Annotated in this window: 11 protein-coding genes, 1 tRNA gene and 1 pseudogene; 12 read left to right on the top strand and 1 reads right to left on the bottom strand. The window is 68.6% G+C overall.

Going from position 1 to position 12,516, the window contains the following annotated elements; translation table 11 throughout:
- The first annotated feature begins 46 nt into the window (after positions 1 to 46).
- From fmt to CF68_RS08345, 12 genes and pseudogenes are all read left to right on the top strand, one after another.
- Entirely contained in the window at positions 47 to 1,060 is a 1,014-nt protein-coding gene (fmt, locus tag CF68_RS08400; protein WP_035817409.1) for a methionyl-tRNA formyltransferase, read from the top strand.
- Between the two features lie 188 nt (positions 1,061 to 1,248).
- Positions 1,249 to 2,109: a zinc metalloprotease HtpX gene (gene htpX / locus CF68_RS08395; protein ID WP_013958442.1), complete on the top strand. Its 861-nt coding sequence runs from the start codon at positions 1,249 to 1,251 to the stop codon at positions 2,107 to 2,109.
- 133 nt (positions 2,110 to 2,242) lie between these two features.
- Complete coding sequence (gene rsmB, locus CF68_RS08390) at positions 2,243 to 3,664, top strand: 16S rRNA (cytosine(967)-C(5))-methyltransferase RsmB (RefSeq protein WP_035817406.1); 1,422 nt, start codon at positions 2,243 to 2,245, stop codon at positions 3,662 to 3,664.
- 9 nt (positions 3,665 to 3,673) lie between these two features.
- Positions 3,674 to 4,561, top strand: coding sequence for a DUF4390 domain-containing protein (locus tag CF68_RS08385; RefSeq protein WP_035817405.1), 888 nt, complete (start codon positions 3,674 to 3,676; stop codon positions 4,559 to 4,561).
- A complete protein-coding gene (locus CF68_RS08380) occupies positions 4,558 to 6,990 on the top strand; it encodes a PAS domain-containing sensor histidine kinase (RefSeq protein WP_035817402.1) in 2,433 nt (810 codons plus the stop codon). Before CF68_RS08385 ends, CF68_RS08380 begins: the two co-directional genes overlap by 4 nt.
- Positions 6,991 to 7,042: 52 nt before the next feature.
- Positions 7,043 to 7,753, top strand: a complete 711-nt coding sequence (locus CF68_RS08375) for a response regulator (RefSeq protein ID WP_035817399.1) — start codon at positions 7,043 to 7,045, stop codon at positions 7,751 to 7,753.
- Positions 7,754 to 7,813: 60 nt separating this feature from the next.
- Positions 7,814 to 7,889: transfer RNA gene (locus CF68_RS08370), tRNA-Phe, on the top strand.
- Positions 7,890 to 8,191: 302 nt separating this feature from the next.
- Positions 8,192 to 8,479, top strand: a complete 288-nt coding sequence (locus tag CF68_RS08365) for a BrnT family toxin (protein WP_035817396.1) — start codon at positions 8,192 to 8,194, stop codon at positions 8,477 to 8,479.
- On the top strand, positions 8,445 to 8,795 hold the full coding sequence (locus tag CF68_RS08360; protein ID WP_035817394.1) for a BrnA antitoxin family protein: 351 nt from the start codon (positions 8,445 to 8,447) through the stop codon (positions 8,793 to 8,795). The genes CF68_RS08365 and CF68_RS08360 overlap by 35 nt, the downstream gene beginning before the upstream one ends.
- A gap of 192 nt (positions 8,796 to 8,987) precedes the next feature.
- Positions 8,988 to 9,492 (top strand): annotated as a pseudogene (locus tag CF68_RS08355) (hypothetical protein).
- 106 nt (positions 9,493 to 9,598) lie between these two features.
- A complete protein-coding gene (locus CF68_RS08350; RefSeq protein WP_035817392.1) occupies positions 9,599 to 10,219 on the top strand; it encodes a LysE family translocator in 621 nt (206 codons plus the stop codon).
- A gap of 287 nt (positions 10,220 to 10,506) precedes the next feature.
- Positions 10,507 to 11,232 (top strand): MIP/aquaporin family protein, encoded by a 726-nt coding sequence (locus tag CF68_RS08345; RefSeq protein WP_035817390.1) that lies wholly within the window; start codon positions 10,507 to 10,509, stop codon positions 11,230 to 11,232.
- On the opposite strand, the gene CF68_RS08340 is transcribed toward CF68_RS08345, so the two are convergent.
- Positions 11,216 to 12,516 (bottom strand): carbohydrate porin (locus CF68_RS08340; RefSeq protein ID WP_035817388.1); only part of this gene is annotated, 1,301 nt, incomplete at its 5' end. The two genes, CF68_RS08345 and CF68_RS08340, sit on opposite strands and share 17 nt — an antisense overlap.

Here is a 12,516-nt window from a genome sequence, read left to right as displayed (position 1 = left end):
CCGGCCGCTATCGCGGCCGGTTCTGCTTCAGGCCACGGAACCTGCCATGTCCCAAGCCAGACCCCTGCGTGTCGCCTTTGCCGGCACGCCCGAGTTCGCGCGCGTCGCGCTGGAAGCCATCCACGCCGCCGGTTTTCCCGTCGTGGCGGTGCTGACGCAGCCTGACCGCCCCGCCGGCCGCGGCATGCAGCTGCACGCCAGCCCGGTGAAGCAGTTCGCCGCCGCCAGCGGCCTTGGGCCAGTGCTGCAGCCGCGCTCGCTGCGCCGCCAGGGCAAGTACCCGGAAGACGCCGCCGCGGCCATCGACGCGCTCGCCGGCACCGCCCCCGACGTGATGGTGGTGGCCGCCTACGGCCTGATCCTGCCGGCCGAGGTGCTGACCCTGCCGCGCCTGGGCTGCCTGAATATCCACGGCTCGCTGCTGCCGCGCTGGCGCGGCGCGGCGCCGATCCACCGTGCCATCGAAGCGGGCGATGCCGAGACCGGCATCACATTGATGCAGATGGACGAAGGCCTGGACACCGGCGACATGCTCACGCGCGAGGCCGTGCCGATCGGCCCGGACGATACCACCGGCACGCTTCACGACACGCTGGCCGCGCTGGGCGCGCGCATGACCGTGGCAGCGCTGCAGGAGCTGGCCGCCGGCCGCGCGCTGGCCGCCACGCCGCAGCCGGCCGAAGGCGTCACCTACGCCGAGAAGATCGCCAAGGACGAGGCCCCGCTGGACCTGCGCCGCCCGGCCGCGGCGCTGGCCAACCAGGTGCGCGCGTTCAACCCCTTCCCGGGCGCGACGGTGCAGGTCGGCGATACCGTGATCAAGTGCTGGCAGGCCGTGCCGCTGGCCGCCGCCAGCAGCCTGCCGCATCCGCCCGGCACGGTGCTGGCGGCCGACGCCGCCGGCGTCCTCATCGCCTGCGGCGAGGGCAGCGCACTGCAGGTCACCGAGCTGCAGAAGCCGGGCGGGCGCCGCCAGCCGGCGCAGCAGTTCCTGCAAGCCCTGCCGCTGCCGCCGGGCACGCGCTGCGCGGTACCCGGCAACGGCGCCGCGCAGGCATGATCGGGCTGGCCTTTGCCGCACATGGCAACATAAGTGCCGGTGGAACCGCCCGGCGGGCGCGACCCGCCACGGCTTCCCCCTGAACCCGTTGAACAGCCGTTGAATTTTCGGGTATCACCCCCTATCTAACGGTTATCGCGTCCGCTTTCCCCCGGGACGCGGCTCACGATTACACGGAGATCACCGCAATGTTCAACTGGGTCAAGACCTTCATGCTGATGGCGGCCATCACGGCGCTGTTCATCGTCATCGGCGGCATGATCGGCGGGCGCAGCGGCATGATGATGGCGCTGCTGCTTGCGCTGGGCATGAACTTCTTCTCCTACTGGTTCTCGGACAAGATGGTCCTGCGCATGTACAACGCGCAGGAAGTCGACGCCGGCAGCGCGCCGCAGTTCTACGGCATGGTGCAGGAACTGGCGCAGCGCGCCGGCCTGCCGATGCCGCGCGTGTACCTGATCAACGAAGACGCGCCCAACGCCTTTGCCACCGGCCGCAACCCGGAGCACGCCGCGGTGGCGGCCACCACCGGCATCCTGCGGGTGCTGTCCGAGCGAGAACTGCGCGGCGTGATGGCGCATGAGCTGGCGCACGTGCGCCACCGCGACATCCTGACCTCGACCATCGCCGCCACCATGGCCGGTGCGATCTCGGCGCTGGCGAATATGGCAATGTTCTTCGGCGGGCGCGACGAGAACGGCAACCGCAGCAACCCGATCGCCAGCATTGCCGTGGCAATCCTAGCCCCGCTGGCGGCATCGCTGATCCAGATGGCGATCTCACGCGCACGTGAGTTCGAGGCCGACCGCGGCGGCGCCGAGATCAGCGGCGACCCGCAGGCGCTGGCCAGCGCACTGGACAAGATCCACCGCTACGCCCAGGGCATCCCGTTCCAGGCGGCAGAAGAACACCCGGCCACGGCGCAGATGATGATCATGAACCCGCTCTCGGGCGGCGCCATCGCCAATCTGTTCTCGACCCACCCGGCCACCGAGGAGCGCATCGCGCGCCTGATGCAGATGGCCCAGACCGGCACCTATCCCGCCTGAGCGGCCGGAAATCCGGGGCAGGGCCCCCGCACAGGGTAAACTGCCCGCTGTTCCGCATGGACCGGCGGGCTTTTTTTTGTGCCCGTGCCGGCCTGCTTCCCGATTCCAACGCCTGACCCGCTGCCTGACCGATATGCGCCTGCCTCCCGATTCGCTTGCCTTCCAGATGCTTGGCGCCGCCACCGCGGTGCGCGCCGTCAGCGAAGGCACAGCCTTGCCCCAGGCGATCGAGGACGCCGCCGCACAGTTGCGCCTGGACCGCGTGCGCGATGCCGCCACGCGCGGCGCGCTGCAGGACATCGCCTATCGCACCATGCGCCAGTTCGGCACGGCACGCGCACTGGTGACGAAGCTGGTCACGCGCCCGCCGGGCGCGCAGGTCGATTCGCTGCTGGCCGTGGCACTGGCGCTGCTGCTGGAGCACGCGCCGGGCCCGCGCGACAAGCAGGACAGCGCGGACAAGGCGCGCCAGGACGCGGACGCCGGCCGCCCGGGCTACAGCACCTTCACGGTGGTCGACCAGGCGGTCAGCGCCGCCGCCTCCGAACCCAAGACTGCGCATGCGCGCGGCCTGGTCAACGCGGTGCTGCGCCGTTTCCTGCGCGAACGCAAGGCGCTGCTGGCCGACGTCAACCGCGACGAGCAGGCGCGCTGGAACCTGCCGCCATGGTGGCTGCGCATGCTGCGCGAGGCCTACCCGGACCAGTGGATGGCCCTGGCCGCCAGCGCCAACGTGCGCCCGCCGATGACGGTGCGCGTCAACACCGCGCGCGTGTCCGTGCAGCAGTACCAGACCGATCTTGCCAACGCCGGCCTGGCTGGCCATGTGGTCGGCCCGCAGGCGGTGCGCCTGGTGCGCGCGGTGCCGGTGACGCAGTTGCCGGGCTTTGCCGAAGGCGTGGTCTCGGTGCAGGATGCCGGCGCGCAGCTGGCCGCGCCGCTGCTCGAGGTGGCCGACGGCATGCGCGTGCTGGATGCCTGCGCGGCGCCCGGCGGCAAGACCGGGCACCTGCTGGAACTGGCCGATATCGACGTCACCGCAGTGGAAAGCGATCCGCAGCGCACCACCCGCATCGGCGAGAACCTGGCGCGCCTGGGCAAGCAGGCCAGGATCGTGGTCGGCGATGCCAGCCGGCCCGCCGACTGGTGGGACGGCCAGCTCTTTGACCGCATCCTGGCCGACGTGCCGTGCTCCGCTTCGGGCATTGTGCGGCGCCATCCCGATATCCGCTGGCTGCGCCGCGAGACCGATATTGCCAAGCTCATCACCGAGCAGCGCCGCATCGTCTCGCAACTGTGGCCGCTGCTCAAACCGGGCGGCATCCTGGTCTATGTCACCTGTTCTATTTTCCCAACGGAAGGCGAGGACCAGGCGCGCTGGTTTGGTGCCCAGCTGGCAGATGCGATACGATTGCAGGCGCCGGGGCAGCTGCTGCCCGGCACTCATACCACGCAAGCAGCCGGCGCCAATGGCGAAAAGGACGCCACGGCCGGCACCAGCCTGCCGTCGGATCACGATGGCTTCTTCTACGCCCGCTTCCAGAAACGCGCCTGATCTGATCCGATGCTGAGCACGCCGCGCCTGTCAGACTTCCGCGTCATGTTGAACACGAACGTGGACACTGCCGCGGACCAGGCGTGCCCGCATCTGCGCCCCGGCGGCGCGGGCAGGCGTGGCCTGCTCGCGCGGTGGTGGCTTGCACTGGTGCTGGCGCTCGCCTCGCTACTGTGGTTGCCGCCCGCTGCGCGCGCACAGGTCATCGAGGCCACCGACGCGCGCATCGAATTCCAGGATGGCGGCTTCGAGCTTGCCGCCAGCTTCGACTTCGACCTGCCGCCCGTGCTGGAAGACGCATTGCACAAGGGCATCTCCCTCTATTTCGCGGTCGACTTCCAGCTCACGCGCTCGCGCTGGTACTGGTTCGACGACAGGCCGGTCAACACCACCCGCAGCGTGCGCCTGTCGTACCAGCCACTGACGCGCCAGTACCGTGTCTCCACCGGCGGCCTGCAGCTGCCGTTCACGCGCCTGAAGGGCGCGCTGCAGTTCATCCAGCGCGTGCGCGGCTGGCGCGTGTTCGAGCGCAATGCGGTCAAGCCGGGCGAGACCTACCACGCGGAAGTGCGCATGCGGCTGGACCTGTCGCAACTGCCCAAGCCGTTCCAGATCAACGCCGTCAACACGCGTGAATGGAACCTGGCCTCCGACTGGCGGCGCTTTGTCTATACGGTGCCGACGGACCTGAACGCAGCGCCGCCACCCCCGCCGCCCGCAGCGCCGCCCGCGCCGGCCCCAGGCCCCGCATCGCCGGCGCTGCCGGCCTCGCCCGCCGTACCCGCGCCTGCGTCGGCGCCTGCCGCTGCCATTGACTCACGCGGCCTGACCATGCAGACGGTGTCTTACGGACTGTCGCCCGCACTGCTGCTGCAGCCCGCATCGAGCCAGCCATGAACAACTCGCTGTGGGACAGCCGGTTCCGGCGCGTGCTGTACCGCGTCGTGGCCGGGATCATCGTCTTCCTGGCGCTGGTTCTGGTGGGCCTGCTAGCCGGTGCATCGGCCAACACCGAATTCTTCGATCGCTATTTCACGCTGCTGTTCAAGGTGAACCTGGTGATCGGCGCCCTGCTGGTGCTGATCGTGGGTGCGCTGGCGCTGACGCTGTGGCTGCGCTATCGCCGCGGCAAGTTCGGCACGCGGCTGATGACCAAGCTCGCCGTGTTCTTCGGCGTGGTGGGCGTGCTGCCCGGCGTGCTGATCTACCTGGTATCGCTTCAGTTCGTCTCGCGCAGCATCGAGTCCTGGTTCGACGTGCGCGTGGAAACCGCACTCGAGGCCGGCCTGAACCTGGGCCGCTCCACCATCGACAGCTCGCTCGCCGACCTGCAGGTCAAGGCACGCCTGATGGCAGAGCAGCTCGCCGGCGCCTCCGGCGTGGCCACCTCGCTGCAGCTGAATCGGCTGCGCGAGCAGTATGGCGTCCAGGAAGCCGCCATCTTCACCGGCAGCGGCCGCGTGCTGGCCACGGCGTCCAGCAACTACGCGTCGCTGGTGCCGGACCTGCCTTCCGGCGTGCTGGCCGAACAGGCACGGCTTGCCGGCGGCTACGCGGCAGTGGAGGGCGGCACCGACCCGTCGGGCGACGGCAACCCGAGCAGCGAGCGCGTCGACAGCAGCCACCTGTACCGGCTGCGCGTGATCATTCCGCTGGGCGCCAGCCCGACCACGGCACAGGATGACGCGGCAGGCGGCAGCGCCCCGCGCGCGCTGGCCAAGCCGCCGCGCTGGGCCGGCTCCGGCCTGTCCGTGGAGCGCCGCCCGGAGGAATCGCCGTCGAGCGCCTTCGGCCTGGTCGGCGAGACCGTGCGCGAAGAGCGTTACCTGCAGGTGCTGCACCCGGTGCCGGCGGTGCTCGCGCGCAATGCCGACGAGGTCCAGCGCGCGTACCAGGAATACCAGGAGAAGGCGCTGGGCCGCACCGGCCTGCGCAAGATGTATATCGGCACGCTGACGCTGACGCTGTTCCTGGCCGTGTTCATCGCGGTGATGCTGGCGCTGCTGCTGGGCGGGCAATTGGCGCGGCCGCTGCTGATGCTGCTGCAGGGGACCAAGGAAGTGGCCGAGGGCGACCTCTCGCCCAAGCGCGAACTGAAAAGCCGCGACGAGCTCGGCATGCTCACGCAGCAGTTCAACCAGATGACGCGCCAGCTGGCCGAGGCGCGGCTGGCGGTGGAAGAGAACCGCACCGCGCTCGAGCAATCGAAGGCCTACCTGGAAAGCGTGCTGCAGAACCTGACCGCCGGCGTGCTGGTGTTCGACCGCCGCTTTGTGCTGATTACCGCCAATCCGGGCGCGGAGCGCATCTTCCGCCAGCCGTTTGGTGCGGTGCTGGGCCTGCCGGTTGAGCAGATCCCTGGCATGGGGCCGTTCGGCGAGATCGTGCGCCAGGCCTTCTCGGACCAGAACACCAGCGAGGTGCTGGGCGGCGCCCAGCACTGGCAGAAGCAGATCGAGCTGCCGCAGGGCGAGGAACAGCCGCTTACGCTGCTGGTGCGCGGCGCACGCCTGCCCGGCGGCGAGCGCGATGAGCCCGGCTACGTGATCGTCTTCGACGATATCTCCGATGTGATTTCCGCTCAACGCTCGGTGGCCTGGGGCGAGGTGGCACGGCGCCTTGCGCACGAGATCAAGAACCCGCTGACGCCGATCCAGCTCTCGGCCGAGCGTCTGCAGATGAAGCTCTCGCCCAAGCTCGAAGGCACCGACGCCGATGTGCTCAAGCGTGGCGCAGCCACCATCGTCAACCAGGTGGCCGCGATGAAGCGCATGGTCGATGACTTCCGCGACTACGCGCGCACGCCGCCCGCGGTGCTGCAGTCGCTGCAGCTCAACAGCCTGGTGGCGGAAGTGCTGCACCTGTACGGCATCGATGATCCCGCGGTGCACGAGCACCCGGTGATCCATCCGACGCTGGGCACCGCGCAGCCCGAGATCAAGGGCGATCCGACGCAGTTGCGCCAGGTCATCCACAACCTGCTGCAGAACGCACAGGATGCCGCCGCCGAGAACGTCGCGGCCGGTAGGGCGGCGCCCCATATCACTCTGCACACCGAGACTGTAGAATACAAAGATTCTGCCGGCGAAAACCGGCAGGCCGTCAAGCTCACCATTGCGGACAATGGTCCCGGTTTCGCACCAAGAATCCTGAGCCGTGCGTTCGAGCCCTACGTGACCACGAAAGCCAAGGGCACGGGCCTGGGGCTCGCGATGGTAAAGAAGATCATTGACGAACACGGCGCGCGAATCGAGTTGCGCAATCGCATGGAAGGTGCGGAGATCGTCGGTGCACAGATCTCGATCCTGTTCGTTAAACTGACATAGTCAACAATGGCGTCCGGTCCCGGAACGCTGCGGTGGGGTTAAGAGGGGAAGTATGGCAACGATCCTCGTAGTCGATGACGAAATGGGAATCCGGGAGCTGCTCTCGGAGATCCTCAGCGACGAAGGCCACGTGGTTGAACTCGCGGAGAACGCGCTGCAAGCTCGCGAATACCGCGCGGCGGGTACGCCCGACCTCGTGCTGCTCGATATCTGGATGCCCGATACCGATGGCGTGACCCTGCTCAAGGAATGGTCCGCGCAGGGACAGCTGACGATGCCCGTCATCATGATGTCGGGCCACGCCACCATCGACACGGCGGTCGAGGCGACCAAGATCGGCGCGCTCAATTTCCTTGAGAAGCCGATCGCACTGCAGAAGCTGCTGTCCGCGGTCGAGCAGGGCCTGGCCCGCGGCATCGAACGCCCGCGCAGCAGCTCGGCCACCACCGCCGCGCCCGCCACGGCACCGTCTGCCGAACCCGGTTCGTCAGACATCGTGCCCGAGACCACCGCCGAGGCCGCCCCCAATGGCAGCCCCGCGCGCGTGCCCGAGGCCGAGATGCAGTTCTCCTTCGACATGCCGCTGCGCGAAGCGCGCGACCTGTTCGAGCGCGCCTACTTCGAATACCACCTGCTGCGCGAACACGGCAGCATGACCCGCGTGGCCGAGAAGACCGGGCTGGAGCGCACCCACCTGTACCGCAAGCTCAAGCAGCTCGGCGTCGAGCTGGGCCGCAACAAGCCCGAGCCGGCCGAGCAATGAGGCTGTGACGCACATGACGCTTGACTGGCCAAAAAAGTCCAGTTATAGTTTCGCTTCTTTGGCCCGGTAGCTCAGTCGGTAGAGCAGAGGATTGAAAATCCTTGTGTCGGCGGTTCGATTCCGTCCCAGGCCACCAGAACAAGAAAAGCCCGGCTCCTGCAGCCGGGCTTTTTGCATTGGGGCGCCGTTTCACAAGCGCGCCCGTCATTCCTCCCGCGCTGTCGCCACACAGCGACACACTCCCATCTCGCTTGCATCGCACTTCCCCGAACAGCTCGACACGGGTGATCGAGATCAAGGTCGCTCGACGCGTGCGGGCACATCTTGACGCCTTGCCTCGCCAGTAGCCGCACATCGCCTGCAGCGCTCGGCACGAGGCAATTTCCGTATAGGCAAATATTCCTTGCCTTGCCAATTTAACGCCCATACAATAAATCGATGCCGCTTGTGTTCGATCCCATCAAGGATCTGGCCAACCAGATCAAGCATGGCGTACCGCTGGCATTGGCCGAAGCGTTCGAGATGGACAGTGCGCTGATCCGGGATGATCTGCGGTTTGCATACGGTGAAGGGCGCATGGTCGCTACCGGCCTGATCGGCAACCGTGTGTTTGTGATGGTCTACACCATGCGAGGCGAAACGATGCGCGTCATCAGCCTGCGCAAAGCCAACCGCCGCGAGGTATTGAAGTATGTCGACGAAACGCAGGATCCATATCCCGACTGATGCCGAGGACAAGGCACTGACGCGTGCCGCGCAGGCAGACCCCGACAACCCGCCGCTGACCGATGCCGAGCTGGCGCGCCTGCGGCCCGCGCGGGAAGCGCTGCCCAGGCTGGTCGGCGAGAAGGCGGCACAGGCATTGCTGCGGCCCCGCGGCCGGCCGGCGCTGCCGCCAGAGCAGCGCAAGGTCACGCTGAACATGCGTGCCGACCGTGATGTTGTCGAGGCGTTCAAGGCCACCGGTGAGGGATGGCAGACCCGCATCAACGATGTGCTGCGTGCCTACGCCAAATCGCACCGCATGCTGCCCCGTAGCTGACCGCCCTGGACCGGTGGTTCTCGCAACGCGCAACAGCCAACCCAGAAGTAAATATCTTCTACTTGGCAGCCGATCTATGTATCTCTACGATGCCCTGATGCGCTGCCGCCCGGCGGCGCGGACCGAGCCGGCCAAGCCGCACCCATAACGCGGACACCCGGTCCAGGGCTTACTTTCTTACCGGGGGGTCTGATGGATACGTTGATCGGGACAGACAACCGCTGGCCGCCGCAGACTGCGGGCGACGAGCGCGGGTTGTGGAAGAGCACCATGGCCGCGGCCAGCCACGCGCTGGGGGNGGGGGGGGGGGGGGGGGGGGCGGGTGCAGCAGGCGGTCTCGCAGACGCTGAAGCTGCAGAACAAGATCCGCGCGCTGCGCGACGAGCTGCACCAGATGGAGGCCGAGCGCGACGTCTACCGCGAGCTGCATGCGCGCACGGTCGAAGAGCTGCACCAGGCAATCGACCGCAGCCCGGCAGAGATCCGGCGGCTGCGTGCAGAGACCGAGGCCATGCAGGTGCGCCACCGCGCCTACAAGCTGCTGGTGCAGCACTACATGCGCCTGGGCACGCCGATCGATCCCGCGGCATTTGCCGAGCAGCGCAGCCGCGTGCAGCAGCACATCCTGTTCCAGCGCCGCAAGGGCATTCCGGTGGCACAGATCCGCGTCGAGGACATCGCGTTCCTGCTGCGCTGAGGCGCGCTGCGGCCGTGAAGCCATTCGCTTTGCCGCGATGGGCAGGCTGCACTAACATGGCGGCAGCGAAGCATCCCGCGCTCGCATCCAACACTGCCAGGCCACCATGTTCGACATCCAGAACTACACCAGCTTCGTGCTCGCCATCCTGGTGTTCCAGCTGATCCCGGGCCCGGGCACGATCGCCATTCTCAACGCCACCGCGCGCAATGGCGTGGCGGCCGGCATGGGCGCGGTCTGCGGCACGCTGCTGGGCGACCTCGTGTACATGCTCGCCGCGGTGGCGGGACTGGCGGCGGTGATGCAGGCCAATCCGCTGCTGTTCCACGGCTTGCAATGGTTCGGTGCCGCGTACCTGTGCTGGATGGGCGTGCAGCTGCTGCGTACTCGCTTTGCCGTGGACGCCGGCGTGCCCGAGCCGCGCAAGTCCGCGCGCGTATACCTGCGCCAGGGCTTCACGGTGAGCCTGACCAACCCCAAGGTGGTGCTGTTCTTTGTCGCGTTCTTCCCGCTGTTCCTGCGTCCGGATGCGTCGCCGGCCACGCTGGCGGCGATGATGGCACACGTCACGGTGCTCAGCCTTGCCTACCAGGCGGCGCTGGTGCTGGCGGGCAACGCAGTGGCCAGCCGGCTGCGGGCGCTGCCGTTCGCGCGCACGCTGGCAACGCGACTGGCCGGGATCGCGCTGGTCGGCTTCGGCCTGCGGCTGGCGGCCAGCAACCGGTAACGGCCCGCGGCCAGCGCGGCGATTCGATACCGCGCGTCTGCACACAACAAAGCGGCCACGCATTGACGCGCTCCGTGCGCGAACGGAACACTGTCGCGTCCGCGCTCACCGTGTGTGCGCGGGCTTGCTACTGAACCGCCACCGTTCGAGGCGTCGTCTCAGGCGACGTTGTCCATCTTGCCGCTGCACGTTTTCCTTACTGCCTTTGCCGCGATCTCGCGGCCGCTCTCGTATCCCGTTCGTTGCTCCGCTCCATCGCTGCTGCGCGCCGTCAACGGAGCGCAGCGATGAGTACGCTCGCACGCCGCCTGGTGGCCGAAGGCCTGGGCACGGCGCTGCTGGTGGCGATTGTGGTGGGCTCCGGCATCCGCGCCGAACGGCTCGCCGCCGGAGATACCGCGCTGGCGCTGCTGGCCAATTCGCTGGCCACCGGGGCCGGGCTGGTGGCGCTACTGGTGTCGCTGGGCCCGGTCTCGGGCGGGCATTTCAATCCGGTGGTGAGCCTGTCGGCGCTGCTGCAGGGCACGCTGCCGCCGCGCGATGCGCTGCGCTATGTGCTGGTGCAGGTGGCGGGTGGAGTCTGCGGCGTGCTGGCCGCCCATGCGATGTTCGGCGAGCCGGCGCTGGCCTGGTCGGCGCAGAGCCGCACCGGCGCGGCGATGTGGTGGAGCGAGTTCGTGGCCACCTTCGGCCTGGTCGGCGTGGGCATCGGCACGCTGCGCAGCCGGCCGCAGCTGGTGCCGTTCGTGGTGGCAGGCTATATCACCGCGGGCTACTGGTTCACGTCGTCGACCTCGTTTGCCAACCCGGCGCTGACCATCGCCTGCGCGCTGACCGATACCTTTACCGGGATCCGGCCGCAGGACGTGCCGGGCTTCGTGCTGGCCCAGATCGGCGGCGGGATGACTGCCACGCTGCTGTTCCACTGGCTGTGCCGCAAACCCGCTGCGGCCGCCGCGGCGCAGGCCGACTGGCGCGCTGCGCCCGCCAGCGCCCCTACCAGCGCCGATTGAGCTGCACGCCGAAGATCGAGCCGCTCGCCTGCGAGGCCCACGCGTCGGCCGGCGCGGTGTAGCCAATGCCGTCGACGTCGCTGGCACGGCTATAGGTGTAGAAGGCGCGCAGGTTGGCATTGCCGGCCGACTTGCCCAGTGTCAGCGTGGGCGCCACGGTCAGCGCGGTGCGCTGGCCGCCGACACCGAAGCCGGACGAGATCTGGTCATGCGAGACCTCGAAGTTCAGGCGGAACTGGTTGCTGGCAACGTAAGCAGGACGCAGGCGCGTGGTGGTCCACTGCAGCGTGCCGACCGGCGACCGGTCGAACTGCAGGCTTTGCTCCACCGCACCGCTCAGCCCTGAACGGCCCTTCCATTCCATCGATTCCGCCACGCGCGTGCGCGACAGCGCCGGTCCCATGCCGGTGTAGCCAGTCATGGCGTTGCGCGATCCCGATCCGAACTGCACCCCGAACCGGTTGGTGCCGAACAGCACGCCCTTCTGCTCGTGCAAAGCAGACGCCCACCATGCACCGCCGGGGTCTTCCACCAGCGGCTGCGCCTCCACCCGCGTGAAGCCGAGCTGGATCGAACCCTGTTCATTGGTGTTGATGGGCGCAGTGCGCAGCGAGTGATAGCTGGGCAGGTTCTGGCCGTTCTGGTCGGCGCGCGCGGTGTACTGGTAGCTCAGGCCGATATCGCCGATCACCTTGGCGTTGTCCACGCCGAAGCGCATCGCCGTGGAATTGGGCGGCAGCAGGCCGGACGACAGCAGGAACGGCGCATTGTCGCGCCGGCCGGCCCACATGGTGGCGCCGTCCAGCACCGCCAGGCCACTGACGGCGGTATAGAACTGCGGCACCAGGGCATAGGGATCGATCGCCGCGGGGCGGCCATTGACCGCGGTGGCGTCGGTGCCACGCGCCTGCGCGATCAGCATCACCCGCGCGCCGCCGTCCAGGTCCAGCACCGATTCGCGGATCTTGACCTCGCCGGCGCTGCGGCAGGCCAGGCCGTTGCCGATGCCGGTGGAGAGCGCGCCGCCGGGGCAGGCGCGCATGGTGGTCGGGCGTTCCTCGGCCGCGGCGCGGCCGCTGTAGCCGAGGCGCCACACGGAATCCCCGGCGGGGTCGTCGGCGGGCAGCTGCGAGTGCAGTACCGGCGGGGCGTCCGGCGGTGTGCCACCGGCGGCGCTCTCCGCCGGCTGGGCGGGCGCCTCGGCCTGGAACTGGCCGAGCCGGGGCGGGAACAGCACCAGTGGTGGCGGCGGCTGGGGTGGCGGTTCAGGCGGGCCGACGAAGT

This window comes from Cupriavidus sp. SK-4, assembly GCF_000611125.1.
Classification (GTDB): Bacteria; Pseudomonadota; Gammaproteobacteria; order Burkholderiales; family Burkholderiaceae; genus Cupriavidus; species Cupriavidus necator.
This window is presented reverse-complemented; position numbering and strand designations above follow the sequence as displayed.

Bases quoted from the DNA above. Each gene is read 5' to 3' on its own strand.
- CF68_RS08375 (WP_035817399.1), top strand. From the start codon at position 7,043: ATGGCAACGATCCTCGTAGTCGATGACGAAATGGGAATCCGGGAGCTG.
- CF68_RS08385 (WP_035817405.1), top strand. From the start codon at position 3,674: ATGCTGAGCACGCCGCGCCTGTCAGACTTCCGCGTCATGTTGAACACG.
- CF68_RS08360 (WP_035817394.1), top strand. From the start codon at position 8,445: ATGTCGACGAAACGCAGGATCCATATCCCGACTGATGCCGAGGACAAG.
- rsmB (WP_035817406.1), top strand. From the start codon at position 2,243: ATGCGCCTGCCTCCCGATTCGCTTGCCTTCCAGATGCTTGGCGCCGCC.
- CF68_RS08380 (WP_035817402.1), top strand. From the start codon at position 4,558: ATGAACAACTCGCTGTGGGACAGCCGGTTCCGGCGCGTGCTGTACCGC.
- CF68_RS08365 (WP_035817396.1), top strand. From the start codon at position 8,192: ATGCCGCTTGTGTTCGATCCCATCAAGGATCTGGCCAACCAGATCAAG.
- CF68_RS08350 (WP_035817392.1), top strand. From the start codon at position 9,599: ATGTTCGACATCCAGAACTACACCAGCTTCGTGCTCGCCATCCTGGTG.
- fmt (WP_035817409.1), top strand. From the start codon at position 47: ATGTCCCAAGCCAGACCCCTGCGTGTCGCCTTTGCCGGCACGCCCGAG.
- htpX (WP_013958442.1), top strand. From the start codon at position 1,249: ATGTTCAACTGGGTCAAGACCTTCATGCTGATGGCGGCCATCACGGCG.
- CF68_RS08345 (WP_035817390.1), top strand. From the start codon at position 10,507: ATGAGTACGCTCGCACGCCGCCTGGTGGCCGAAGGCCTGGGCACGGCG.